The sequence below is a fragment of the Shewanella sp. ENK2 genome (genome assembly GCF_043568515.1).
GTDB classification, from domain to species: domain Bacteria; phylum Pseudomonadota; class Gammaproteobacteria; order Enterobacterales; family Shewanellaceae; genus Shewanella; species Shewanella japonica.
Genome location: NZ_CP171406.1, coordinates 4052368 through 4078986, shown reverse-complemented (window position 1 = coordinate 4078986; position 26619 = coordinate 4052368). Strand labels below are relative to the sequence as shown.

At 38.3% G+C, this 26619-nt stretch carries 18 protein-coding genes and 1 pseudogene; 3 read left to right on the top strand and 16 right to left on the bottom strand.

What is annotated here, in order from left to right; translation table 11 throughout:
• Nucleotides 1–75: 75 nt before the first annotated feature.
• From ACGEDC_RS17830 to ACGEDC_RS17820, 3 genes are all read right to left on the bottom strand, one after another.
• Nucleotides 76–621: a BsuPI-related putative proteinase inhibitor gene (locus tag ACGEDC_RS17830; protein ID WP_394494816.1), complete on the bottom strand. Its 546-nt coding sequence runs from the start codon at nt 619–621 to the stop codon at nt 76–78.
• Nucleotides 621–2441: an AsmA family protein gene (locus ACGEDC_RS17825; protein ID WP_394494814.1), complete on the bottom strand. Its 1821-nt coding sequence runs from the start codon at nt 2439–2441 to the stop codon at nt 621–623. The genes ACGEDC_RS17830 and ACGEDC_RS17825 overlap by 1 nt, the downstream gene beginning before the upstream one ends.
• A gap of 62 nt (nt 2442–2503) precedes the next feature.
• On the bottom strand, nt 2504–2998 hold the full coding sequence (locus tag ACGEDC_RS17820; RefSeq protein ID WP_055024482.1) for a putative 4-hydroxy-4-methyl-2-oxoglutarate aldolase: 495 nt from the start codon (nt 2996–2998) through the stop codon (nt 2504–2506).
• A gap of 184 nt (nt 2999–3182) precedes the next feature.
• On the opposite strand from ACGEDC_RS17820, the gene ACGEDC_RS17815 reads away from it, so the two are divergent.
• Nucleotides 3183–3497: a hypothetical protein gene (locus ACGEDC_RS17815; protein WP_055024481.1), complete on the top strand. Its 315-nt coding sequence runs from the start codon at nt 3183–3185 to the stop codon at nt 3495–3497.
• Between the two features lie 319 nt (nt 3498–3816).
• Here the strand turns inward: ACGEDC_RS17815 and ACGEDC_RS17810 are convergent, their stop codons facing one another.
• From ACGEDC_RS17810 to ACGEDC_RS17785, 6 genes and pseudogenes are all read right to left on the bottom strand, one after another.
• Nucleotides 3817–5508, bottom strand: a complete 1692-nt coding sequence (locus ACGEDC_RS17810; protein ID WP_394494811.1) for a methyl-accepting chemotaxis protein — start codon at nt 5506–5508, stop codon at nt 3817–3819.
• Nucleotides 5509–5788: 280 nt separating this feature from the next.
• Entirely contained in the window at nt 5789–6946 is a 1158-nt protein-coding gene (locus tag ACGEDC_RS17805) for a GGDEF domain-containing protein (protein WP_394494809.1), read from the bottom strand.
• Between the two features lie 320 nt (nt 6947–7266).
• Nucleotides 7267–8558: pseudogene (locus ACGEDC_RS17800) on the bottom strand (glycoside-pentoside-hexuronide (GPH):cation symporter).
• 331 nt (nt 8559–8889) lie between these two features.
• Entirely contained in the window at nt 8890–10497 is a 1608-nt protein-coding gene (locus ACGEDC_RS17795) for a glycoside hydrolase family 43 protein (RefSeq protein ID WP_394494807.1), read from the bottom strand.
• 27 nt (nt 10498–10524) lie between these two features.
• Nucleotides 10525–11883: a GH1 family beta-glucosidase gene (locus ACGEDC_RS17790; RefSeq protein ID WP_394494805.1), complete on the bottom strand. Its 1359-nt coding sequence runs from the start codon at nt 11881–11883 to the stop codon at nt 10525–10527.
• A gap of 286 nt (nt 11884–12169) precedes the next feature.
• The gene (locus ACGEDC_RS17785) at nt 12170–13222 is read right to left on the bottom strand and encodes a LacI family DNA-binding transcriptional regulator (protein WP_394494803.1); all 1053 of its coding nucleotides are present in this window, start codon (nt 13220–13222) and stop codon (nt 12170–12172) included.
• A 435-nt stretch (nt 13223–13657) separates the two neighbouring features.
• On the opposite strand from ACGEDC_RS17785, the gene ACGEDC_RS17780 reads away from it, so the two are divergent.
• Both ACGEDC_RS17780 and ACGEDC_RS17775 read left to right on the top strand, forming a co-directional pair.
• Nucleotides 13658–14803 carry a hypothetical protein gene (locus ACGEDC_RS17780; RefSeq protein ID WP_394494801.1) on the top strand — a complete coding sequence of 382 codons (1146 nt, stop codon included), beginning with the start codon at nt 13658–13660 and terminating at the stop codon, nt 14801–14803.
• Nucleotides 14804–14851: 48 nt separating this feature from the next.
• Nucleotides 14852–15556, top strand: coding sequence for a phytanoyl-CoA dioxygenase family protein (locus ACGEDC_RS17775; RefSeq protein ID WP_394494799.1), 705 nt, complete (start codon nt 14852–14854; stop codon nt 15554–15556).
• A gap of 168 nt (nt 15557–15724) precedes the next feature.
• On the opposite strand, the gene ACGEDC_RS17770 is transcribed toward ACGEDC_RS17775, so the two are convergent.
• The 7 genes from ACGEDC_RS17770 to ACGEDC_RS17740 all read right to left on the bottom strand — a co-directional run bounded on the left by ACGEDC_RS17770 (nt 15725) and on the right by ACGEDC_RS17740 (nt 26558).
• Nucleotides 15725–16153: a GNAT family N-acetyltransferase gene (locus tag ACGEDC_RS17770; protein ID WP_394494796.1), complete on the bottom strand. Its 429-nt coding sequence runs from the start codon at nt 16151–16153 to the stop codon at nt 15725–15727.
• Nucleotides 16154–16273: 120 nt separating this feature from the next.
• Entirely contained in the window at nt 16274–17233 is a 960-nt protein-coding gene (locus ACGEDC_RS17765) for a Gfo/Idh/MocA family protein (protein WP_394494794.1), read from the bottom strand.
• Nucleotides 17234–17300: 67 nt separating this feature from the next.
• Nucleotides 17301–18686 (bottom strand): sugar porter family MFS transporter, encoded by a 1386-nt coding sequence (locus ACGEDC_RS17760; RefSeq protein WP_394494792.1) that lies wholly within the window; start codon nt 18684–18686, stop codon nt 17301–17303.
• 201 nt (nt 18687–18887) lie between these two features.
• Nucleotides 18888–20204 carry a xylose isomerase gene (gene xylA / locus ACGEDC_RS17755; RefSeq protein WP_394494790.1) on the bottom strand — a complete coding sequence of 439 codons (1317 nt, stop codon included), beginning with the start codon at nt 20202–20204 and terminating at the stop codon, nt 18888–18890.
• Nucleotides 20205–20277: 73 nt separating this feature from the next.
• Entirely contained in the window at nt 20278–21732 is a 1455-nt protein-coding gene (xylB, locus tag ACGEDC_RS17750; protein WP_394494788.1) for a xylulokinase, read from the bottom strand.
• Nucleotides 21733–21977: 245 nt separating this feature from the next.
• Nucleotides 21978–24917 carry a TonB-dependent receptor gene (locus tag ACGEDC_RS17745; protein WP_394494786.1) on the bottom strand — a complete coding sequence of 980 codons (2940 nt, stop codon included), beginning with the start codon at nt 24915–24917 and terminating at the stop codon, nt 21978–21980.
• A gap of 1107 nt (nt 24918–26024) precedes the next feature.
• Nucleotides 26025–26558 carry a cell division protein ZapC gene (locus tag ACGEDC_RS17740; RefSeq protein WP_394494784.1) on the bottom strand — a complete coding sequence of 178 codons (534 nt, stop codon included), beginning with the start codon at nt 26556–26558 and terminating at the stop codon, nt 26025–26027.
• Between the last annotated feature and the right edge of the window lie 61 nt (nt 26559–26619).

Here is a 26619-nt window from a genome sequence, read left to right as displayed (position 1 = left end):
CCACCAATAAAAATGGCAAGTGATAATATCACTTGCCATTTTTTTACGCTGATTAGTGCTAATGGAAACGAAATGCTAGTTAACAACCAAAGGTGTTGAACCTGCATTTATCACTGGCATTGCACTTTCTTCAGCTTTACCAGCAAACTTGACACTGAATAGATATCCCGGTCCTGACACTTTTGCCATCACAGCAGCAGGTACACTAAAACGAGTTTCGATTGTTTGTGCTGGTGCTAACGTAACAGTACGCAATGCTTGGGTATACATCATATCCTGAGAAGAAGACCAAATTTGTTGACCTTTAGGATCATAAAGTCCTAAATCAGCGGTCATCCCTGAATTAAACATCAAGCTAACAGGATAACTCTGACTGTTAGTTGCCGTATGTTTTACCGACATTGCTTTAGTAGAGTCTGTATAGGTTTCAGCTTCTAAAAAGCCGACTAATAAGGTTTCTGCCATTGTTGATACTCCAGCACCAAGCGAAATTGATTTTGCTTTTACGACACTTTTAGTCTCTTTCGCAGTATCGACACCCGTGTTTTGTGCAGTGACATCTGTACTTGTTGTACTACAGCCCACTAACAGTAAACTTAAGCAACCTATAAAACGTTTCATTAAAACCCTCCTAATTTTTTGAACAAGCTATCTTTAAGCTTATCGGTTTCACCTTTTATTTTGGCATCAAATAACGCACTCGTGTCGATACCAAATTTAGGGTCTTGCATGCTACCTGTAATCGTTAACGGAATATCAACGCCCGCTAATGCATCTTTCTCTCCACCCTGTCCTGCTAAAGAACCCACTAAAGACGTAGTTAATTTATAATCTACTGTTTGTGAGTCTATATTGGCATTACCATTACCGCTTAAACGTATAAGTGGTGATGACATCGCTAAATCAGGGTTGGTCAGTACTGCATTATTTAAATCAAAGCTGCCTGTCAGACTTGTAAAATCTGTTTTTAACTCTTCAGTATTTTTCGCAGAAAGATCACCTTTGAGTTTATCTTGCGCACTGCGGATCATTTGCGGAATATTAACCCCATAAAGTGAACCATCAGCGATTTCAAAATCCCCTTTCGCTAATAAGTTTTTCTTTATATTGTCAGGGATTAAACTTTTACCAGAGCCTTTAACTTTGAAGTTTGCTGCACCTGAAATTAAATCCACATCAGCAGCGTCTTTTAGTAGCGGTCTGAATTGTACGCCAGTCAGTGATTCTTCAAAGTGATAACTTGCGACTTTTTGGCGTGCATCAAGTTTTGCCGTTGCTTGAATACTACCTTCATATAGGTTTGCAGAAAATTCACTCAAATTGGCGATACCATCTTTAACTGTGGCGTTCATTTTCCAATTTTGAGTCAGTAAATTAGCCACTTTAATTGACTTAATAGTGACGCCCATAGCCACATCAATGGTTTTCAATGCGGATAAGTCAGGCTCTGTTGCAGGTGCCGTGCTCGCCACTTTTTCTGTTTCTGCTGGAGTTTGCTCATCAGAAGCTGGCATTAACTTATCCACATCGATGTCGCCAAAGTCCATTTGCATGTTTATTTTTGGGATTTTTGCACCATAGTTGACACTTAGTTTACCTGTAGCATCAATTTCCATTGCAGATAATTTGCTAATAATGACTTCTACGTTTTGTGAATCAGGTGCAACGGCTATATCTGTCACTAATTGCGTGGATACTTGATTATTAGGAATGCCCTTACCGCTGACATCAGTATTAATCGTGAAGCCGTTAATGGCTAATTTAGCCAAGTCTTTACTGACATTTAGCTTGCCTTCACCATTACTGTTAACCGTCATATCAGGAAGCTGTGCTGAAAAGTCATATGCAAAGTCAGCGTCATTACCCAATGAAAACTCACCCAATGTTAAGCTATTAAGCTTGAAGACTTGAGTCGTATCTGTCGTTTCATCAATCAGATTAATAGTGGTATTGGTGATTGCTACTCCGCCAATTTGTAAACTTTGTAGTTTAACACTTGTTTTAGCTGTTGAATTAGTCGTTTTGTCTTCTGTCACAGCTGCCGAACTGTCACCACTCAAACCATCGATACTCGTGGTACCGTCCTTTTGCGTTATCATATTGACCGTTAAGCCATCTAATGAAAGCATCGCGATTTCAACTTCTTGGCTTAATAGCGGCATTAATTCTACGTTGGCAACAGCTTCATTCACTTCAACAAAGTTGTTAGTAGAAAAATTTTCTGGATTATATAATGATATCCCGCCCAATTTTATGCCAATCGATGGGAATACACTCCAGCTCAAATCATCCTTAATGACAAATGTACGTCCAGTTTGATTTTCAACCGCCTCAACAATTTGCGGTTTAAAACTATTCAAATCAAAAAATACCGTTAAGTACACCGCAAGTATTAATATTACCCCAGCCACGATACCTAACAGCCATTTAAGTGCCTTCATGTTTGCTTCCTTGTCAGTAAATTGGTTCTCAATTTAGCGTTACTATGTTGTTATGTAACAGTTTAGCTCAAAACCGTTAAATCTAAAGGTTTTTCAGCAATGGCAATACCATTGATATCAGCATAGATCATCATCTTGGGTTTAATATCGACACCAGCAATATTGATGGCAACATCAATTAAACCGACATCTTTTTTCTCAGTTTTAATTGGGTTTGTCGCAAGTGCCTGCACACCAATATCTATGGTTGCGATAGTACCTGCATCTCTAATTGCGCCATAAATGATTATCCCTTCCCATTCATTATTAAATGCAGACTCCGCAATCATATCGCCCAATAAGGCCCGTCGACAGACGCCACCACCATCAACCACTAGCACTTTACCTTTTCCCGGTGTAGCTAATACTGACTTAACTTTAGAGTTATCTTCAAAACATTTAACGGTGACCACTTCGCCATAAAAAATAGTTTTACCACCATAAGAGTTCCAATTCGATTGAACTAAAGTCAGTTTATTTTCGTAATGGTCAAATAAGTCGGGTAATAAATCTAACATCTCACACTCCATGTACTAAAATGAATAGGTTACCTCATAATATAAACGTCCATAGCTATTGAAACAATTCATTAATCTGAATAAACTGTCGCCTATACTTTACTTGTTCATGGATGAAAACATTGCAGTATTTGAATTTATCATTTATTGCGAAATACCAATTAACTTTTAAGTAGTTTTCAATATGACTGATATCAATTTACAAAATGTAATAAATGCGTTCGATGAATTAGATTTTGAAAATAGAACAACTAAAAATCTTGAGAATGCACGTAATAGAATGCAAATGAAGACGTATTTATCTTCTTTGGATTACAGTTTACGACGCTTAAAAATCTTAGAAGAAGTGGTTTCTGAAATTGTCGAAGAAAAACAAACTGAATTGGTAAAGCAAGAACATATTCAAACCTACAAAGCAAAAATCATCCAGTTATCAAGAGAGTATAAAATCTCATATCAAGACGTTATCAACATAATGAATAAGTTGAAACACCAGTAATGACTGGGTCTACTAATGAATTGGCTTAATACCGATTCATCTTCTTCGATAATTACCCTTTGCTAACTACTATCAACCATCGTTGATTTATATGTGCTGTATTATATATGCAGCATTAAATCTCCATTCCAGTCTAGCAATCATTTCTAAGCCCATAAGTGGTCTATCAGATAGCTTATGTTATTTTTAATGTGTTTAACGCAAATATCAATTCGTCAGCCTATGTAAATTAACCATAAACAGTTAACAAAAATGAAATAAATTTGCATATACAAGTTCGAATAAAAAAGCCTTGTTGAATATTTCCAACAAGGCTTTATTAGTTTATAAATGCGAGGTGTTCATCAATAAGACTATTTATGGTTTGCACTTTAAACTGCCCTACTATGTTTTCAAGCTCATTTGAGCCTTTTGCTATATTGTCACTACTATCCAGTAATTTCTCATTATGATTTTTATTCTCTACCGACATATCATTAATGCGGGTAATATTCATATTTAATTCTGAAATCACTGCACTTTGCTCTTCTGTTGCACCTGCTATTTGAATATTCATTTGAGAAATATCCCCAATTGCAGACTTAATTGAATGAAGTGCTTGTTCTACTTTTTGCGTTTCGCCAACGGTTTCATCTGATTGTGTTAAAGCCCGTTCTACTGAATGGTTTACATCTTCAATAGCCTCTCTAATAGCGTCAATAATGCCATTGATTTCACGGGTTGAATCCTGCGTTCTACTAGCAAGCGTTCTAACCTCATCGGCAACCACAGCAAAGCCTCGACCCGCTTCACCAGCACGAGCGGCTTCAATAGCAGCATTCAATGCCAATAAATTGGTTTGCTCAGCAATACCAACAATGACATCTAATATTTGCCCAATCTGGCTTGAGCTAATTTTTAGGCCTTTTGCAACAGATTCGGTTTGTTGTAGCTCAGAAGACAAATCACCAATTTTAGTTATCGCATTATCAACAATTTCAGCAGTTTTATCTGCTTCACTATCTGCGACATTAGCACTTGAGGCAGCTGTTTGGGCGTTTGATGCAACCTCGGCTGCTGTCATCGACATTTCATTTATCGCAGTGGCGACATTTTCTGTTTCTAATTGAACGCTAGATGATATTTGATTCGCTTGAGACGAAATTGACGATAAATCATTTGCAAGTGTATGGCTTTCTGAAACAGAGACTGCAACGGAAGAAACCAGTTGCTGAATTTTATTCGTGAAAATATTAAAGTTCTGCGCAATTTGATTAAGCTCATCTTGACCATCTTCAGCTAAGCGTAACGTTAAATCACCTTCCCCTTTAGCAATATTCTCAAACGCTTTTATCGTTTGCTGCATAGGCTCTGCAATACTTCTTGTTATCACAAATAATAAAACAATAATCGGTAACCAGATGATGGTTAGCAATAGTAAATATTGCATCACAAACTCTGACTTTTGCGCATAAATATCATCAATATATATACCTGTACCAATCACCCATCCCCATGGTTCGAACCGTTCAACAACACTCATTTTAGGGCTAGGGAAATCTTGATTGGGTTTGTTCCACATATAATTTACTGTGGCATTTTTAGCTTGATTAGTTCGTTCGATCATTAACTGAAAAAGAGGTACTTTTTCAGGATCTCTCATGGATAAAACATTAGTATCTATTAATTTTTTAGCAAAAGCATGCTGAACCATCACGCCTTCTAAATTAATGGTAAAGAAGTATTCATTGCCAGAATATCGAAGTTCATTCAAAGCAGCTATTGCTGCACTTTTAGCTTCATCTTCGGTTAAAAGTCCTTGTTGAGACTGCAAATGGAATTGAGAAATAACTGAACTTGCCACACCCACTAAAGAAGTCAGCTTAGCTTCCTTCTCTTGCACTAATACGTTATCGATTCGGTTAAAGGCAAAGAAAAACATCAATAATGTCGCTAATGCAGCAAAAATAATCATTGCTAATAAGCGGTTCGCGATGCTTGTTTTACGCAGAAAAAGGTACACTGAATTCATGAGGAATCACCATATTATTGGAGTTTAACATCACTTAACTTCATTCAAGCAATGTTCCTTACACATATCTCTCACGATTAATATGAACAGGAACAAAGCTGTACTCTAATAAATCTACTACGAATAAAGCTATTACAAAGTTAGGTAATAAAGTGAGATGTTTTTAACTCATAGTTTTGTCCACATTAAACTATTTCCACGTCATATTTATCTCACTACGACTATTGTATTATCGACCATAGCGCACAAATATTAAGCAAAACTCACCAATGAACACAAGTTAATTGGTTTCAATACAATTTTTACCGGATTTTTTGGCACGATAAAGTGCACTGTCTCCATGACCAATCAGCTCATTTAGAGACAATGATTTGTCATCAGCAGCATTAAACTTGTCAATAGCAGCCCCTATTGAAACCGTGACTCTTAGATCTTTATCTGCCCAATAGAGTTTTGCCACATCATTTAAAATGGACTCCGCAACACTCAACAGCTGGTCTTTATCAAAACAGTAGAACACTGATAAAAACTCTTCCCCACCGTATCGAATGTTCATACCTGTATAGCGACCACAATACTGTCTTATAATTTGCGCAACACCATAAATGACATTGTCACCGACCTGATGACCATAACTGTCATTTATTGATTTAAAATTATCAATATCAATCATTAACAAGCTTAAAGCCTTATCCGACTGCTTAGCGTTTTGCATGAGCAATGAGCTATTTTGAGTAAGGTATAGCCTATTTTTTAATTCAGTTAACGGATCGGTTACGGCTTGTAGGGCTAACTTACTTTGACTCGCTCTTAACCTAAGTTGTTGGCTTCTAATTTGGCAAAATTGCTCAAAACTTTTATGAGTCTCAGACTCTCTTCTCAAGCAGGCTATTAAGCACATAAAATAAATTGCCAGCATGATAGATAATCTATCAATTTCCTCCGCAAAATCATGTTCTAACCTCATGGGCGTAATCATAACGGTATAACAAATCGCCATGAAAGTAAGTGCGAAAAAACTAGCTTTGAACGGCAATCGAGATAATGCCCCAATATACGCCATGACAAGAATGCCACCTGATTGGTAATTAAAATCACCTTGCTCCATCGCCATTTGGCCAATATAGGTTAATGACCAATACACACATAACACTAAAGTGAGTTCTGCAAAATCAAGATGTTTAGGTGAATAACGCTTTAAAATTAGAAGAAATGCAACACAAAGGAAGGAGAAAACGAAACGTGTCATTGTGGCTAGCCAAGCATCTGCGTATAAATGTTGATAATCAAGGTAGCCAAATAATAAATAAATCGGGATAACTGAAAGAACAAAGCCTGAGTAAGGCAACATGACATGGTTGATGTGGAAATGTTTAAAACGCCAATAGGTATATTCAGTTCGATGTATTTTTGCTGCCCCCTTCAAATAATCGAACATAAAAGTCCCTGATTTTAGTCTAATAATATTATTGTTTATTTTATTGTAGGATAATGAATTTAAGCTAGCAATATTTGCACTTCAAAACAAAGTAAATCTAAAAAACTGTCATCCACTAAATGTAAACACAATCCTTATTGCTAATCCTTTTTTGCCAGCACAATTAAATTCATCAATGTTGATAAGAATTAATGAATAAAAAACCAATCAAACATTACTTGATTGGTTGTTTTCAAATAGACATGGATAGCTATGGATTGAGTTGAATTGAATAAAAAAATCATTGGCATCCAAAACAGTTTAGCTATTACTTGCTAGCATTATTTTTGAGCAGCTAATTTATCATTTACTGAAATCATTTCTTCATTCGTTAACGAATATTTAGCCATAACTACGGCGACTAATAATCCACAAATAGCACCCGCAATACTAAAGATAAACACGATCCCCGTAAGCGCAAATGACGTTTGTTCAGTATTAGCAACGTAACCGAAATAAGATAATAACCAACCAACAAGTGCCCCACCGACTGCCAGGCCCAGCTTAATACTGAGTAAGTGCGCAGAAAAACTCATCGCCATGATTTTACGCCCTGTCTTTAATGCACCAAAGTCTGCTGTATCTGCCACCATTGAAAACATTAATGGCACAACAATCATTTGACTAAACTGTGCCAACATACTGATGATAAATATGCTGATGAGAGCATCTGGGGTTAAAAAATATATCACCGCATGAAATACCACGACCCCAACCAACCCCCAGCGAAACAATCGAACTTTACAAAAATATTTAGAAAGGACATTCGTTGATAATGCGCCAACTAAAGATGCCAACATACCTGCTGTAATAAAGGTGCTAACTAGATCTTCTCGCCCTAAAAAGTAAGTGACGTAATAAGGCGCAACAGCCCCGCGCATTGACACTAAGATAAGTAAAAAAATGCGGCAGCAGCAATCATCAGAAATGGCTTATTGTGCCTTAGTGACAATAAGTCACTCCAAATATTAAGCTTTGATTTACTTGTTTCAATTGAAACCTCAGGGGATGAACGCTCTTTGGTAAAGGCAAAACAAATCCAAAAACAAATAACCGCTAAACTAGATAAAATAGCCAAAGTCATTGTAAAACCGTAAGCTTTATCTTCAGTACTCCCTGCAAAAAAGTCGACCAAAGGCAATGTGACCGCTGTGACGATAGTGCCGCCAACCATGGCTAATGCAAAACGATATGACTGCACTGAAGCACGCTCTTTTGGGTCATTAGTAATAACTCCACCCAAAGCAGAATAAGGAATATTAATGATGGTATACACAGTCATTAATGCACCATAAGTGACATAGGCATATATGAGCTTTCCATTTTCAGATAAGTCCGGTGTTGTAAAAGCCAGTACAGCTAGCACCGCATATGGAATTGATGCGTACAATAAATACGGGCGATATCGACCGTATTTGCTTTTGGTTCTATCAGCAAACCCTCCCATTAATGGATCAGTAATCGCATCAAACAAACGCACGGATAACATTAAAGTACCAACTGCTGCGGCCGAAATACCAAATACATCAGTGTAAAAGAACACCATAAAGTTAACGACGACCTGAAAGACAATATTACTTGCCGTATCCCCTAGCCCGTACGCAATTTTCTCTTTTTAGTAATCATAAACTGCCTTGTTATTATTCTTTTGGGTATGATGGTTTTAATAGAGTGATTAACTGAACCCTGTTAAAGGCATTCTCTTAAAAGGCAATTAAGCTATAACAATTACATGCCCAATCTTTAGATTTAATAATCGGCTATCGGCTTAATAAACAGCTAATGACTGAAGCAATCCCCCACAATTACAACAGTCGTTAGCCGCTATTAAAATCACCTGTTCTACCTTGCTCTATTAATTTAAAACACGACTCAAAACACTAGCTGTACCACTATCCGTAACACTATTCGCCGTGATGTTCCTGATAATCAAAATAATTAAATTCTGCACTAATGTCTGAGCCGGTCATGTCTTGGCAGCACATACCTACAAAAGCCCCTGTAAAATTGGCTCCCTCACCTTTACCCGCTTCATCTGACATGATGCTGTAATCGAGCTCACATAGTGCAACCCAAACAGCTCCATCTAGAGAATATTTAAAGGTTAACAATCCATAATTAATTTCAGCACGAAGAAAAACACGAGATGAAGTTAATGGGACTCTTTTGTCAAAAATAGGAAACTTTGCCGTTAAAGATTCATCGCCTTCGCAGCTTATAACATCTAAGTGCAAACCAATCTCTTCATCAAAAGACATGTAGGCATAATGAAACTTATGGGCGTTGTAATAACAAATTAAACCCGCTTGTTGCTGAAAACTATTAGGTTTAAACACTAACTCTGTTTCAGCACTAAATGAGAAATGGCGCTGTCTTGTCGCTATCAAGGCTTGTTCAAATGTACTACCGACAGAATGCTTACCTGTTATTTTAAGATGAGCAGATTGCGACTCTAAACGGTAAAATGTTTCGGGAGTTGGCGTTCTTAACCATTGGAAATTATTTGAAATACTTGCGCCATCAAAGTTATCTCTGAATGAAAAGTCGCGCTGTGGTGTTGCTGTTAAGCTAGGTGGATTCAGCTGAGCAAGTTTGTCGCCAGTGATTAACCTAAACCAACCATCTTCAGTAAATGTGACTTCCTCAATAGCTGACTCTCGGCCTAAAGGGCTACGACGTTGTTCAACAGGTTGATTTAAATCTAAAGGCCTTGAAGTTAAATGGGTTAAATACCATTTACCCTCTGGGGTTTCGACTAAGCCGCCGTGTCCATTTCGCTGTAGTCCATGGTGAAGATCATCTTTAGAACTCACAATTGGGCCTTGGGGATCAATTTCATAAGGCCCATCAATATTTTTACTACGTGCCATGGTACAAGCATGGTTATAACCCGTCCCACCCTCTGCCGTTAACAGATAATAATAACCGGACTTTTTATATAAATGCGGACCTTCGGTAAAACCAAGCTCGCTACCCGCAAAAATGTTCTTCGGTTTACCTATTAATTTTTTCGTTTGTTCACAGTATTCTTGTAACAGTGTTCCACCAAAAAAAGTACGATCAGGACGGTGATCCCAAACCATATTTAAAAACCATTTACGCCCATCTTCATCATGGAATAAAGAGGCGTCAAAACCGCTACTGTTCATATAAATAGGCTTTGACCATTCACCATCAATTGTTTCACAGCAAGTAAGATAATTTGGTGTGTCTTTAAAGTTGCCATCGAAGCGTTTTACATTGGAATAAACCAGATAAAACATTCCGTTGTCATAACTCAAGCAAGGTGCCCAAACACCACAAGAGTCAGGTACACCTGTCATATCCAGTAAATCTTTTCTATTAAGCGGCCTATTAGCTAACGTCCAATTAACCAAATCTTTTGAATGAAAAATTTGTACTCCTGGATACCACTCGAAAGTTGAAACGGCGATATAGTAATCATCACCGACTCTTACAATGCTAGGATCTGGATTAAACCCAGGCAATATGGGATTAATATTTGGTTTCATAATGGCTTACCTTCTTTGAGTACTATTTTATTTCGCACTGTTAATACGTTTCTTTTGCTTTAATAATGCTTTAATTGCATGAGCGCTGCGTTTCAACGTTCTTTGTTGTGTCTGATAATCAACATGAACAATTCCGAATCGTTTGTTATAACCAAAAGCCCATTCAAAATTATCCATAAGGCTCCAAACGAAATAACCTTTAATTGGAACGCCAAAATTGAACATCTTTTCGACTTCTAACAAATGCTGATAAATATACTCACAGCGAGCATCATCGTTAACTTCGCCAGCAACAACTTGATCGTCAAAAGCAGCGCCATTTTCTAATATGTATATTGCTTTAGGCTGATAAGACTCGTTAAGTTGCATACAAAACTCAGTTAAGCCTTGTGGATACACTTCCCAGCCCATTGCAGTAACAACTGCACCAGGTGAGACCTTAGTTTGATAACCAATATCATCTTGAGCATCAGTGACAAAGTTGCGGGTGTAATAATTAACCCCCAAGTAATCTAATTCTGCCGAGATGATGTCTAAATCCTCAGCTAAAACCATGTCAAAAAAATCGGGAAAGAGTTTACGAAGTAATGATGGGTATTGAGCTTTATAAATTGGTTCTGCAAAGAAACTCACCATTTCATGATAGGCAAGCTCAGCTTTTAAATTATCTTCTATGGAGTCAGTAAAACCCTGCGTAGGTCCGCCATTTAATACAATTCCTATTTGAGCGTTACTAATATTTTTACGAATAACTCGGCAGGCTTTGCCATGAGCAAGCAATAGATGATGACCGACAATATAAGCTGTTTTTCTATCTGTGTTACCTGGCGCATGAATACCGTATAAATTACCTAAAAATGCACTACACCATGGTTCATTTAGTGTAGAGAAATGTTGCACTCTACCTTTAAAATGTTGGCTAATAACATCGACATATTGAGCAAATAAATCTGTTGTATCTCTATTTTCCCAGCCACCGGATTTTTGTATACATTCAGGTAAATCCCAATGATATAAGGTGATATAAGGTGTAATGCCATTTGCTAATAATGCATCTACAATGCGTTCATAAAAAGCTAAACCTAGCGGGTTAACCTCGCCCTGTTCATCCATCACTCTCGGCCAAGCGATTGAAAATCGATAAGCATCAACGCCTAAATCAATAATCATCGCTATATCTTGATCTAAAAGGCGGTAATGTTCGCAAGCGTTAGTTGGAGTGTCACCGTTCTCGATAGTATCTTTACGAGCAGCATAAGCATCCCATATAGAATCTATACGACCATCTAATGAACGTCCGCCTTCAATTTGTTGAGCCGCGGTTGCTACACCCAAGGTAAACTCATCAGACAGTACGATGGCATTATTATTAAACTGCAACTTCACAATAATTTACTCCGACCAAAGTCAAAAATGACAGTTTTGTGGCGGTGCAAATAGAAGTTCAGCTGGTTGACCAACTTTTTTAAGTTTTGTAACACCCCCACGATGTTACCGTTAACATATTTTGTTATTAACACAATGTCAACAAATATTGCTTTGGTAATTTCCTTTGTTTGAACCATGCGCTACATAAATTATTAAGTGAATTGAGACCAAGCATTTAAATTAAAACAAAAAAGCAGCCATAAGGCTGCTTTTAGGTATTGGGCTTGGTCATAATCGTTTTAGATTAATTTACTTCGACTGAGTCTCGCTCTTTAATTTCAAAATCAAGCACATGGCGTAGCTCAGAAAGGCTAGTCTGATCGAGTTTATCAACCTGGCCAGAGGTTAACAAGCTAATTGAAGTCTCAGCCATTGCTGCAATAGGCTGCTTCACTGTAGTGATATGCGGCCAAATAGTGGTTGCTAAAGGAGTGTCATCGTAGCCAACTACACTTAAATCTGTAGGAACATTTAACCCTAAAGAATTTGCTACCGATACCACAGCTGCTGCCATATCATCATTACTGGCAAATATGGCGGTAGGTTTATTCGCTCTATCCAGCAGTAACTTAGCTGCAGTTAACCCCGACTTGTAACTATACATACCTTGTTCAATATACTCTGGCGGCACAGGTAACTTTTTAGAACGCATTGCATCTAAAAAACCTTGGTAACGTAAACGGCTTGCCCCGAGTTCAGGGTGACCAATGATAAAGCCAATATCTCTATGCCCTTTTGCGATCAAAAGATTAGTCATCTCATATGCGGCTTGATAGTCATCCATACAAACAAATGGTGATAACCCGAGTTCAATATCAGGTGAGACACGAATATAGGGGACATTTAATGATTTTAATTCATTAAGGATCTCGATGTTATTACAAAATGGTGGCAGTAAAATCACCCCATCAACTCTTGTTTCTTCAACAAGATCACGAGTAATTTTTAATTTCTCATCCTGTGTTCCATCACATTCATCAACCACTAAGTGATATCCACGTTTACGGCAGCTTTTTAACGCCGACAACATAAACTGGCTAACATAGCCGCCTTCACTGGGGTTTTCGTACAGTAAACCAATGAAATATGATTTCGAACTTGCTAAGCGCCTCGCGGAAATATTAGGACGATAGTTTAACTGGCTCGCCGCTTTTTGTACTTTAGTTCGAGTTTTATCGCTGACTTTCTCATCATTGTTTAGCACTCGCGAGACTGTCATCTTTGAGACACCTGCCAATTCAGCCACATCTTGAATGGTGGTTTTCACTCTTGCATTTGTCTTGGTAGTTGAACTCATATAGGAAACTCATATAAAAATAATAATTGTTACAAGATAACAAGGTAACAAGCCCTGTTTGAAAATCATAGCAAATAGTGCACTTCCCCCATTATAAATAGGTTAAAACAAGTTATAACTGACTTACAGCCTTAGCAATAATTAGTCTTATAATCATTGGCTAAGCATTAAACATTACATATATGTTAACAAAGTACTGGACATATTGTAACCTGCAACACTAGTATTGTTAGCGATAACAAAGGTTTTTTTGAATTAAATCGTCAAAAATATCAAAAACCTTTGAACTGTCACAACATCTTGTCAATACAATTATCGTTACTGGGTGGGGCCAAATGAAATTTGTAAAAAAATACAGCAGGATTACTGCTAGCGCTTTATGGGCTAACAGCCTGCAGTCAATCATATAAAGACAATAATCAAAGTGCTTCTGAATTGACGCAATCAAACAAGCAAACCATTACAGATACTGTGAAATATCAAGCATCTTCAACATTTGAAGGTGCAAAGTTTTTGCCTCCAAATAATAAACAACTGCTTTTTATTGGCCAAGATTCTGACACTATTTCAGAATATATTGCAGGAAACCCAGAAGATAATATTGAAGCAATAACCCTATACACTACCTTAAAAACGGCCAATCCAGCCCAAGCATTGCCAGCTGTTTATCAAGTGGCAAACTGGCAAGCGGGAGATGTTTCATTTGAACAAAGCTTATCAGAGTCACCCAACGCTGCATTAGCGATTGGTTTGGCACTCGACCGCTGCAATGATGTTGATCATGCACAAAAAATTGCCGATGGCGAGTATGACGAAAGCATCACATTAATGAACCAGTACTTTGCTTCTATTGCACCAAGAAAGGTCTTTCTACGCATTGGTTACGAATTTGATGGAGCCTGGAATTGCTATTCACCTGAAAGTTACAAGAAAGCATTTATACGCATTAGTAACAAAATCGCGCAAGCCAATCTCGATAATGTGGCTACAGTTTGGCAATCTGCCGCTTGGCCAGATCCAACCATTGCCGGTGATGATGCGGCTAAATATGATTTCACTAACCCAGAACATTTAAATCAATGGTATCCGGGTGACCAATATGTTGACTGGGTTTCATTATCTGTATTCTATCGAGATTTAACTCAATGGAACTATGAGCCTAAATACACACCTGATTTCGCTCAACAGCAAATTCTCGACTTTGCTAAACAACATAAAAAACCTGTCATGATTGCAGAAGCTGCCCCGCAAGGATATCGCACCTCTGCTCTAACCCACAGCTATATACAGTTAAACGAGCAAACACCAATCACAGCAGAGGCACTATGGGATGCATGGTATCAACCTTTCTTTAATTTTGTTAAAACCAATCAAGATATCATTAGAGCGGTTGCCTATATAAATACTAACTGGGAATCACAACCTATGTGGTATTGCGCAGAACAATCAGGGCCACCAGCAACCAATTGCGCCAATGGCAATTGGGGCGACTCTCGTGTTCAAGCCAACCCGTTAATCAAGCAAAAATGGTTAGACGAAGTTAACGATGCGCAGCGCTGGATCCAAACGAGTGAGTACTAGGACGCTAAGTAAGAGGTAAACCAATGAACTTAAGTAAGAGGTAAACCAATGAACTATGAACAATTAGCAACTCAATTTCATCAAAATGGCTATTTAGTTATTGAAAACTTTTTTGATACACAGTTGATGAACTCGTTGAATAAAGACATCTGTCAGCATTTTGGTACTACGCCTGAATTTTTACATAATGATGAGTTTTTATCGAAAGCAGCTACAGAAGTTATACCTTGGTTCCCGCAGCGAGAGGGACATGAACAATTTGATAGAGTCGACCAAGACCCACGCTTATTAGCGCTTACAGAAGCGATTCTGGGCCAAGAGTGGTACTCACAATATTCAATGGTGATGTTTTCTAAACAAGGGACAAAGGGACAAGCTTGGCATCAAGATTGTCCGCCAGAAGACGCTAACCAATTTAACTTAAATAGGTTGATGTACACCATGGATATCACCGAGGAAACGGGTGGTTTTACCATGGTCGTACCTGGTAGCCATAAGCGTGGTTTATTACCAGCCAGCGAGCATGATACTCACTTTGAAAATGAAGTCACACTGGTGCCTAAAACCGGCACATTAGTCTTGTTACATGGTCACTGCTGGCATAAAGTCACTGAAGTTACAGGTCAATATCGAGTATCAACTAACTTTAGAAGTGCGCCACATGGTACACCTGAAGACATCACCGATGTGTGTGTCTATCGCAATATGCGCTATCGATTCTCAACCAGTGAAGTGATAGAAAAAAGAGCCTAATAATCAAAAACACTGAGCCACTAAAGGACTAAGCCACTAAATTAATTAAGGTTCAACAAAAAAGCCAAATCCTGTGATTTGGCTTTTTTATGCAACTAGATTACTATTTGAGCGATTTTAACATCCAAACATCACATCCACCGTGAATAGTGCCATCTAAAGGCTTATCTAAGTGTTTAAACCCTTTTTTTCATATAAAGCAATGGCTGCAGTCATACTGGCCAAGGTATCTAAATAACATTGTGTGTAGCCAACTCCTTTTGCATAAGCTAAACATTGCTGCGTTAACTGCTTACCAAGCCCTAATCCACGGCTTTCGGGTAATAAGAACAACTTTTTTAATTCGCAGGTATCAGTTGAGCCATTAAAAGACGCAATTCCCGCACCGCCGACAATGTCACCATCAACACTAGCCACTAAATAGCATGCTCGCTGCTTAACTAAGTAATGCTGGCTCATATTATCCACTTCAGCATCTGATGGGCCAAAGCCCTCTCCTACTGCGCCAAACTCTCTTCCAACTGCTTTAATGATGTTTGCAATTTGTTTGTCTTGTAAACTGGAAATTGGAGAAATATCAATACGAGGTAGTCCCATAAATGTCCTCAAAAATTAAGCAAAAAAGTCTTCACCGATAAATTAAATACTATCGATAAAGACTTTAAAGCACAATTTAAGATAATTAGCATAATGGAGTTAAGTAATTCGTAATGGTTACTATTTAATGTATGACTTCACTTGATTTATTAACTGCTGAAACGTATTTGACGAGTTAGGAGTTACAATATCTGACGTTAACCTTCCAGATAAGATATCATCGCTTACTGCATTGATTTCATAATCAAAACCTATTGTAGTACGTTGATCGTTAAAGCTAGCAACTTGAGTATCAAGCTCATATAAGTAACATTGACTTGCACGCCAGAAATCAGGAATCGCGATATAGCCCTTATCACCGATAATATAAGCCCAGTTCTGTAATTTACATTTAAACGAAGTTCCTAACGTGGCGGTCATATCGGGATAGTTGATTATAAAGCTGACATCATCTTCTACACCGTTCGGTGCAAAGCTGGCGGTGGCATAAATAGAGTCTGGCGTTAAACTCGAAAATAATTGAGCAATTGCAATGGGATAAATACCCATTTCGAACACACAACCACCTGCTAAATCGGCATCAAACTCTCTGGCATCAGGCGAATATACCTGAGGGTAACCAAAGTCTGCTTTGACATGTAAAAGTTTACCTATCTTGCCTTCTTCAACCCATTGCAGAGCTTGTTTTATGGCGGGCAAAAAGTAAGTCCACATGCCTTCGATTAGATAAACCTGTTGCTCTTTCGCGATTTGAAATAGTGCTTCTGATTCTTGCTGACTTACCGTAATCGGTTTTTCACATAATACTGATTTACCAGCCAACATAGCTGCTTTTGCTTGTTCAAAATGAAGGTTATGTGGCGTGGCGATATACACAGCATCAACATTATCATCATTAAATAATTGCTGGTAATCTCCATAGGCAACGTCAGCTTGATGCTGCTCAGCAAAGGCTTGTGCTCTTGTCTCATCTCGGGCTGCTACAGCATATAACTGACTGTTGGCAACTGTTACCATATCAGCAGCAAATTGATGTGCAATTCTACCTGCCCCAATGATTCCCCAATTTAACTTTTTCATTTTAATTCCTTTTGTAGTGTTTAAATTCTTAAAACTGATTAAATCTAAAGACGAAAAAACTTAATGGTTAACCCATTTCTGGTGTTAGTTTTCGCTCTAATTCTTCAAGGGTTAAACCACTTGTTTCAGGTAAAAGTTTAAACACCAATACAAAGCCAATTAATGCAAAAGCGGCGTATATAGCAAATGTTAAACTTGCTCCTAAGTTATCTAATTGCCAAGGAAAAACTAGTTGGACTAGGTAGCTAACAATACTGTTAACAACTCCAACACTGGCAATAGCAAGCGCTCGAATGTTGTTTGGGAATATTTCAGAAAGCAGTACCCACATCACTGGACCTAACGACATTGCGAATGAAGCGACAAAGCCTAAAATTCCCATCAAAATAAGCTGAGGATTCAATTCTGCTTGAGAGAAGCCATAGGCACACACACTCATACTAATGCAGACTCCCACTAAGCCAGCGAGCATTAATGGTTTACGGCCGACTTTATCTATTAATAGCATCGCGATAATAGTAAAAATTAAATTGATAATACCGACCAGTACAGCTTGGGCAAAAGCAGCATCTTTACCCACACCTGTTTGTTCAAAAATGGTAGGAGCATAAAAATAAATAGCATTAATTCCGGTAATTTGTTGGATAATGCCAATCACTAAACCAAGGGTAAGCACGGCACGCATTTTAGGACTAATGATTTTTAGCATTCCCTCTTTCAAGGGCAAATGATAATTACACTGTGATGAATTTATTTCTTTCCATTGATGCTTAGCCTCTTCAGGAGACATAATATTATCCAGTACTTTCTTCGCTGCTACATGGCTTTTATTAAGTGCAAGCCATCTAGGGCTTCGAGGAATAAAGCTGAGTAATAATGCATAAAAAATAGCGGGTATCGCTTCAATACCTAGCATCCAACGCCAAATATTTTCTTTTAAACCCAGTGAAAGCGCTAATGATGATTGGCTATCTTGAAAGTACAAAAATAGATAGTTTGCGAAATATGCAGCTGAAAAACCAATCATGATATTAAGTTGATTAAATGAGACAAATCGACCACGTTTATGCGCAGGAGAAATTTCTGCGATATAAAGTGGGCCTAAAATTAATGAAGCAAATGCTAATCCGCCGATAAATCTGGCAGTAATTAACATTTCATAACTGAATGCGAATGCTGACAAAATAGCGGAGATTGAATATAAAACGGCAATAATAATTAGAACTGGCTTTCGGCCTAATCTGTCACTGAAATAACCCGCACCAAAGTTAGCTAAAATGGCGCCAAGAGTCGGTGCACTTACCACAAAACCTTGTTGCCACGTGCTTAAGTTAAATTCTTCTTCAACAAAGCCTATAACGCCAGAGATCACAGACGCGTCGAACCCAAAAATAAACCCACCTAACGAAACAATAAAGGCAATTTTCCAACTAGAACGGTAAAAAGACAGCATAATAACTTTCCTTGATATGCTGAAATTTCAGCCAGTTATTTTAAAATTTGAAAAAAAGCCGTTAACATAGATTAACGGCTGATCTTGTAGTGCTTACCCGACAAGCACTAGCTCAGAAAGTTGAGCAGATAAAAAAGCATTAAAGTAATACTACGAGCGACCTTTCTCATTTACCTTTAATGCGATGGACATACTTCTCATTTAGAAAATCATGCGATTAACATAATTCTCTAATAATTCTTGCTGACCGCTTTGCGGTTTTGGATCTAGCTGTTGTGCTTGCGCGAATTCACTTAAGCCCGCTAGGTCCATGCCGCCATTTAAGATTTTTTGACCTAAATCGCCATCCCAACCGGCATAACGTTGCGCTACTTTTTTCTCTAACGTTGCATCTGTGAAAATATCTGCAGCTTTTAATAACGCCACTGCAATTGTGTCCATACCGCCAATGTGACCATGGAACAAGTCATTTGGATCAATACTTTGACGACGGATTTTAGTATCAAAGTTAAAGCCACCAGATTTAAAACCACCACCTTTTAAGATTTCATGGATAATCAGTGTCATTTCTTCAACACTATTTGGGAACTGATCCGTATCCCAACCTAGTTGAGGATCACCACGGTTAGCATCGATAGAGCCAAACACATCGAGTGCAAACGCATTAGCAATTTCGTGATGGAATGAATGTCCTGCTAGCGTTGCATGGTTAGCTTCGATGTTCACTTGGAACTCTTTTTCTAAACCATATTGAGATAAAAAGCCATGTACTGTTGCTGTATCGTAATCATACTGATGCTTAGTCGGCTCTTGTGGTTTAGGTTCGATTAATAGAGAACCTTTAAATCCAATTTTATGCTTATGCTCAACAACCATGGTAAGGAATCGAGCAAACTGTTCACGTTCACGCTTTAAATCGGTATTTAATAGAGTCTCGTAACCTTCACGACCACCCCATAATACGTAATTCTCACCGCCTAAACGTTGAGTTGCATTCATTGCTGTACACACCTGGGTTGCACCATAAGCGAATACTTCAGGATCTGGATTAGTCGCACCACCTGACATATAACGCTTATTACTGAATAAATTAGCAGTACCCCAAAGTAACTTCATGCCGGTTTCTTCTTGCTTTTGTGCAAGTACATCCGTCATTTCAGCAAAGTTATTCAAGTATTCACGAATGTTGGCACCTTCAGGAGAAACGTCCACATCGTGAAAACAGTAATAAGGCACACCAAGCTTTTGGAAAAACTCAAAAGCGACATCGGCTTTTTGCTTTGCCATTGCTAAAGGTTCGCCAGATTCTAACCAAGGGCGGTCAAAGGTATTAGCACCAAAAATATCAAAACCATTCCAACAAAAGTTATGCCAGTAACATGCTGCAAAACGCAGATGCTCTTTCATTGTTTTACCTAATACGACTTTATTTTCATCGTAATAACGAAAAGCCAAAGGATTAGTTGATTCAGGGCCTTCATATTTTATCTTGTTAACACCACTAAAGAATTCACTCATAGTTCTCTCCAAACAGTAAGGTAGTTACGCATGCAATAAGTGTTAATTTATTCAATACGCTTATTTTTAATCATTAAAATAATGAATTTAAATTCTGATAAATCTGGCTAAATTTCTCGCGACGCTCTTTGTGTCGTGTAAACTCTGCTAAATCGGTTTTGTAAGACTCCACGAGAGGTGGAACAGGACAAATATCTTCTATGCTGGCATTTGGTGATACTGCTAGCTGCGCAAGTCTTGCAGCTCCAAGCGCAGGTCCTACATCGCCGCCTTGTCTATAAACTAAGTTTTGCCCGAGAATATTTGCCAACAATATGCGCCAATATTCACTTTTAGCACCACCGCCTATGAGAGATACTTCATCAGGTTTAACCCCTGATGCGTGCAAAGCATCGCAACCATCTGCAAATGCATATCCAACCCCTTCAAGTACCGCTTTCGTCATATCAGCGCGCTCTGTTGAATGGGTTAAGCCAAAGAAAACACCCTTAGCGTGTGGATTATTATGTGGAGTGCGTTCACCGCTTAAATACGGTAAGAAAATCAAATCTGATGCGACATCAGATTGCTGCTGCGCTAACTCATTTAATAGTTCTGGTACACTGACATTGCCCACAAGATTTGCTAACCAGCTAAGGCAAGATGCTGCGCTTAACACAACAGACATAAGGTGCCATGTACCAGGAAGAGCATGGCAAAAACTGTGAACAGCACTATCTGGATTAGATTTGTAACCGTCAGTTACCGCAAAATAAACACCAGAAGTTCCAAGAGATAACATAGCTTGGCCAGACTTAATGATGCCTACACCCACCGCACCAGCAGCATTATCGCCACCACCAGCAACGACTGGCACCTGCTTAATACCCCATCGCTGTGCTAAATCTGGTTTGATATAACCGGTGATTTCAGAGCCTTCAAAGAGTTTCGGCATATGGTCACGAGATAAACCTGTTGCAGATAATAAATTGTCATCCCAATCGCGTTTAGCGACATCAGTCCAGACAGTACCTGTTGCATCTGACATATCAGAGGCGAAATCACCAGTAAGCAAGTAACGAACATAATCTTTTGGTAATAAGACTTTAGCCACTTGGTCAAAGATTGCAGGTTCGTTCTCTTTCACCCATAACAATTTAGGCGCAGTAAAACCTGGCATGATCATGTTACCGGTAAGCTGGCGAGCATTTGGGACAAGTTCTTCTATATCTAAACATTGCTGTGCGCTTCTACCATCATTCCAAAGCATTGCTGGTCGAAGTACATTGCCTTGCTTATCGAGTAAAGTTGCACCGTGCATTTGACCCGATAAACCAATCGCTTTTAAATCTGCGAGTTGTCCATTGGCGGCAAGTTTGTCCATAGCCACCATGGCTGCATCGCTCCAAGACTCAGCAGATTGCTCAGACCATAATGGTTGTGGGCGTGAAACAGTTAATGGCACACTTACGGTATCAACAACTGTGCCACCTTCAGTGACTAAAACTAGCTTTATACAAGATGTTCCTAAATCAATACCTAAGTACACAGTCTTTTCCTCGGAAATTATATTCAACGAACTAAAGGGGAGTAAATACAATGCCCCTGCTCATACTTAACATAAACATTACATCAAAATGTTACCGCTCACAATTAAAAAGTTACTTTTCAAAGTGATTATTTTAAATAAACAATAAAATTAGTAACTTATAAAGGTGTAGGTAATAAAAAAGCTACCATTTAACATCAATGGTAGCTTTGGGGAGAGAGATTTAAGACTCTATTTAATTGTGATTAGAAGCTGCCGCGAACACCAACACTAAAGCGAGGGCCAAAGCTTTGAGCACTGATCAATTGATTTTCAAATCGACCATGTTGACGTAACACTTCATCGGTAAGGTTTAAGCCTTCTACAAACACGGTAAAGTTCTCTGTGATGTCATAACTCACGTTAGCATCTAACTGACCGTATTCTTCAGTGAATACTGGCTCGTCAGGTGCACGTAACTGATCCGTTCCTGATAGGAACTCATCACGCCAGTTATAAGCAACACGTGCTTGGAAACCATAGTTTTCATAGAAAGCAACCAAGTTAGCTGAGTCACTCAAACCCGTTAATGCAGTTTGACGGTCAGTTTTGTATACATCATATTCAATGTCGCCATTAACATAAGTGTAGTTAGCTTGAGCGCCAAAACCTGATTCACCAAACAAATGCTGTAAGGCAATTTCGAAACCATCCACTTCTGCTGATTCACGGTTAACAGGTGTAGTAATTTGCCAATCAATGACTGGCGAACCAGGAACATTAACACCATCACAAGCAGCGACATCTTCACCGTTTTCATTACAACCAGCCGCAGCTAAATCACCTTGACTTGGGTCGGTATAAGCAACGCCATCAGCGTTGTATAAAGCACCTGAAGTCGTTTCGTTGGCAATGTAGTTATCAACCCACTTTTTAAAGTAACCTACTGATGCATAACTACCTGGTGCGTAATACCACTCAAGAGATAAGTCTAAGTTATCAGAGATATAAGGTTTCAAGTTCGCGTTACCTTGGTAAGCAAGGTAAGGACCATTTGGACGTGAATTGGCAATACTCACTGCAGGTCTAAGTGCGGTTAAATCATTACGCGTTAACGTACGGCCAGCAGATAAACGAGTAATCACATCATCAGCCACTTCTAAGCTAATATCTAAGCTTGGTAAGAAGTACGAGTAATCACCATCAATTTCGGTTTCACCATATACAGGTACATCATCAAACTGAGAACGTAACTCAGTCAAACTGACATAACGAAGTGAATAAGGTGTAACTTGGTTAGTTGTACCTGTCACATCCGTTTCTTCGTAACGTACACCAGTAACAATATTTAACGGCATATCATTAAAGTCAGATTGGAAGTTAAACTGAATGTAAGCCGAAGTCGTTGCTTCATTTACTTTGTTATAAACTTCTGGATTATAGCTAAAGCCAGCTTGTTCTAGCTCGCCATACATTTTAGCCACGTCCCACTGATAGAAGTTATCAAATAAAGAGTCACTGCCACTGAAGTCACTTCCAACATCGCCACGAGCAACTAACGATAAATCATCCATGTTAGGCATATAACCAGCAATACCTGTGAAGTTCATTCTCCAAGTTGTATCATATTGAAAGTCAACATAACCCACACCGAAGTTAACTTTTGCTAGCGCATCATTACTGTCATTAACCCACTCAAAATCGAGTTTATACTGGTCAATAGTATTTTCAACTTCATTACCACGGCCGATAACGAGATTACCTTTTACTCGATCGTACTGACCATCACCTGTATTAGCACCATCGTATAAATAGTGAATATCATTATCAGTGAAACCAGCTGCAGCCATCTGAGCTGGGTCATTCAAGATTGGTAACTGGGTACCTTGGCCATAATCAACAGTAAAACGACCTGCATAACATTCTTCATAGGTAGCACAGAAGAAGTCTGAGTTGGTTAATAATATTGAACGTTCGGATAAGTTACCATCAGGTTGTGCGTGAGACACACTGTGGTGGTAATCAAAGTTAGCGGTAAAGTTGTCTTGAATTTGCCAATCTAAATTGAAACCGATTGAATCATTTTCAGTCTTAATTTCATCGTGATAACCTAAGAAATCGGTACCACCTGCACCATTAACGATTTTTGCAATCGTGCCATTTTCATCTGTTGCGCCGTTGACCCAGTTACCAAACCAGTGTGCTGTTTGATAACGCTCAACAGTATCTTCATATTCTGAGAAAAAGTAGTCAACTTTTGCCACGATATTATCAGTCGGCGCATATTGCACTACAAACTGCGCATTCTGACGAACACGTTCATGATTACTGAAATCCATGTTGTAGTTTTGCGGTAACCAAATCGTGCCATTAGGATTTGTGCTGACACTATCATCAATCATGTTGCCACCACAATCATCGATTGAGGTAGAAAAACCTAATTCACAGTTTCCTGCTGTTTGACGTAACCAGCCATCCGTTGCAATGATATCTTGGCCACTATCACGTTGTGAGAATGAGTATGACGCTAGTAAACCTAATTTACCGTCTAAAAACACATTACTGATTAATCCAGAAATCTCTGGCGTTACTGAGTCCCCTTTATCGACAGAGGTATCAGCTGTTCCTTTAACACTAAATGCTGATTTAAACCCATCGTAATCAAACGGCTGAGCTGTTTGAATATCAACTGTTGCGCCAATACCACCAGATGCTTGATCGGCGCGTGATGTTTTATAAATATTAACACCGCTGACAGATTCAGAAGCGATTTGTTCAAAGTTAAAACTACGGTTTTGTGTGCCGCCAGCCCCTTCTTGCTTAGGTGAATCAGCAAAAGGCATATTACGACCATTTAACGTCACAAGGTTAAAACTTGGGCCAAAACCACGTACCGTGATTTGATTACCTTCACCGTTTTTACGGTCAATAGAAACACCCGTGACACGCTGTAAAGATTCAGCCAAGTTAGTATCAGGGAATTTACCCATATCTTCAGCTGAAATTGCATCTACAACACCGTCAGAAGTACGTTTGATATCCTGTGCTCGAGATAAACTACTACGAATACCTTTTACTGATAGTACTTCAATAGGTTCATCAGCTGCTGTTTGAGTTTCTTCGGCAGACGCAACAAAAGATGCGGTCCCCATAATCGATGCGACTGCTACCCAAAGCAGATTTGGTTTTAGTTTATTGATTTTCATATCCCCCCACAGGGCTAGTTACAATAATGTGATTTTTATTTACTTATTTACCAAACAAAAAACGTACTTCTAAACCGTCTTGTTATCGATAACATTTATTTGTTACATGTCAAACCTAACACCACAAATACAACTTTACAACAATTTACAAACAAAAGAATTGTTCGAACAAGTAACTAATTATGAATACTCAACAGGCTGTTATTGCAAAAAACAAATAAAAAACAATAATTTGATAGTTTTTACAATGAAACTTTCTAGACAGGGTTTAAAGAGGATTAATAGATGTAAAATGATAGTATGACTGTGATAGCAGCCGTATTTCACAATTAAACAGCAAAACAAGTTGAAATCTCGTATAAAACAGCAGAACTAAACTCATGTTACAGGTAACATTTTAGGTTATTATAAAAGCGTTGCAATAAAAAGAATAAATACTTTATATGGCTTAATCAAAAGTGATAGTTACACCATCACAGTCATTAGCTGGCATAAAATTCTGTTTTAAATGGCAGAGGCATAACCTATTCCGTAAAGAGTTATCTATTGTTGAGCAGAGAAAGCTAAACGGCACTTTTGCTTATCGACTGTGTGCACTCCTATGTGAACTCCTGTGTAATCTTTGTGTGAATTTCTGTGTAATCCTTGTGTGAATTGCTCCGAGATTGTTGTAGGCATGGATTGTGTACTACGAAAATAGAGCTACTGGACAGAAAAAGTACATTAGAAAAGCAAGCAAATAACTAAAACACTCTCCTCTTTTGGGAAAAGTATTTCTCTTTTTGAATAGGCTAAACAGTAAACTTAATAAAAAGATAAAATTTATGTTCGGCTCCACAACAATCTACACTAGAAAGTGAAGTACAAACTATGGATTTATGTAAGTAAGGATTATTGGCGGGTTATAACGCGGGAATTTAGACAGGAGTTTAAGCTAATAAGGCAATGTTGAATTAAAAACAAGTCGGACAAAACTAAAGCAATAATAAAGGCAAATTGATGTACGGGTTTACAATGCACAGTTAAAAATGGAACTAAACTTAAACCCAATATGAGAGTACAGCTATCAAACCTTAATACAATCCACTCTCATTCATCAAGTTAGAATTATGCAGCGACTACCTGTTGTGCTTTTCTTAATGGATTAAGACGATTGTGCATCACTTTAATGGTTTCAAATTGCTGTAGCGTCTTAGAGTCAGTTAAAGGACACTCTTTAGACAACACCATCACTAATGCCGCTTGTAAACTGTTTTCAACTACCATGACTAATACACGGCTGCCATTCGCATTTAAATTAAACAACTTACCTACTTCGCAATATACACATTCCTGGCTAATTTCAAAAAACCAAGACTTTGGCATTTGCGGTTTTAATAAAAAGTGCGCAGCAGTTGCATTCAAAGCAGTTTGAACAATTGCAGCATCAGACATATTGACGACTTTTGGAAGGGTTTCAAGCATGTGAATATAGAATTTAGCGTGCTCGACACTAAATTCTGATGTTACTAATGCATCAGGAATAAGAGTTTTAGTTTTATATGGGGTTAAGAACTCCATCTCGGAACCTAATGAAATACTTAATTGATTGAAGTTTTCATTATATTCCCACTGCCAGTCCTTATTTGGCATTAATAACATTTTTAAGTACCTAATTATAAGAATACAAACTGATAATAGATTATATTTCGGACAATATCAA

What these genes read in the sequence shown, in the direction of transcription:
- ACGEDC_RS17830 (WP_394494816.1), bottom strand. Translation starts at nt 621, where the DNA reads ATGAAACGTTTTATAGGTTGCTTAAGTTTACTGTTAGTGGGCTGTAGT.
- ACGEDC_RS17825 (WP_394494814.1), bottom strand. Translation starts at nt 2,441, where the DNA reads ATGAAGGCACTTAAATGGCTGTTAGGTATCGTGGCTGGGGTAATATTA.
- ACGEDC_RS17820 (WP_055024482.1), bottom strand. Translation starts at nt 2,998, where the DNA reads ATGTTAGATTTATTACCCGACTTATTTGACCATTACGAAAATAAACTG.
- ACGEDC_RS17815 (WP_055024481.1), top strand. Translation starts at nt 3,183, where the DNA reads ATGACTGATATCAATTTACAAAATGTAATAAATGCGTTCGATGAATTA.
- ACGEDC_RS17810 (WP_394494811.1), bottom strand. Translation starts at nt 5,508, where the DNA reads ATGAATTCAGTGTACCTTTTTCTGCGTAAAACAAGCATCGCGAACCGC.
- ACGEDC_RS17805 (WP_394494809.1), bottom strand. Translation starts at nt 6,946, where the DNA reads ATGTTCGATTATTTGAAGGGGGCAGCAAAAATACATCGAACTGAATAT.
- ACGEDC_RS17795 (WP_394494807.1), bottom strand. Translation starts at nt 10,497, where the DNA reads ATGAAACCAAATATTAATCCCATATTGCCTGGGTTTAATCCAGATCCT.
- ACGEDC_RS17785 (WP_394494803.1), bottom strand. Translation starts at nt 13,222, where the DNA reads ATGAGTTCAACTACCAAGACAAATGCAAGAGTGAAAACCACCATTCAA.
- ACGEDC_RS17775 (WP_394494799.1), top strand. Translation starts at nt 14,852, where the DNA reads ATGAACTATGAACAATTAGCAACTCAATTTCATCAAAATGGCTATTTA.
- ACGEDC_RS17770 (WP_394494796.1), bottom strand. Translation starts at nt 16,153, where the DNA reads ATGGGACTACCTCGTATTGATATTTCTCCAATTTCCAGTTTACAAGAC.
- ACGEDC_RS17765 (WP_394494794.1), bottom strand. Translation starts at nt 17,233, where the DNA reads ATGAAAAAGTTAAATTGGGGAATCATTGGGGCAGGTAGAATTGCACAT.
- ACGEDC_RS17760 (WP_394494792.1), bottom strand. Translation starts at nt 18,686, where the DNA reads ATGCTGTCTTTTTACCGTTCTAGTTGGAAAATTGCCTTTATTGTTTCG.
- xylA (WP_394494790.1), bottom strand. Translation starts at nt 20,204, where the DNA reads ATGAGTGAATTCTTTAGTGGTGTTAACAAGATAAAATATGAAGGCCCT.
- ACGEDC_RS17745 (WP_394494786.1), bottom strand. Translation starts at nt 24,917, where the DNA reads ATGAAAATCAATAAACTAAAACCAAATCTGCTTTGGGTAGCAGTCGCA.
- ACGEDC_RS17740 (WP_394494784.1), bottom strand. Translation starts at nt 26,558, where the DNA reads ATGTTATTAATGCCAAATAAGGACTGGCAGTGGGAATATAATGAAAAC.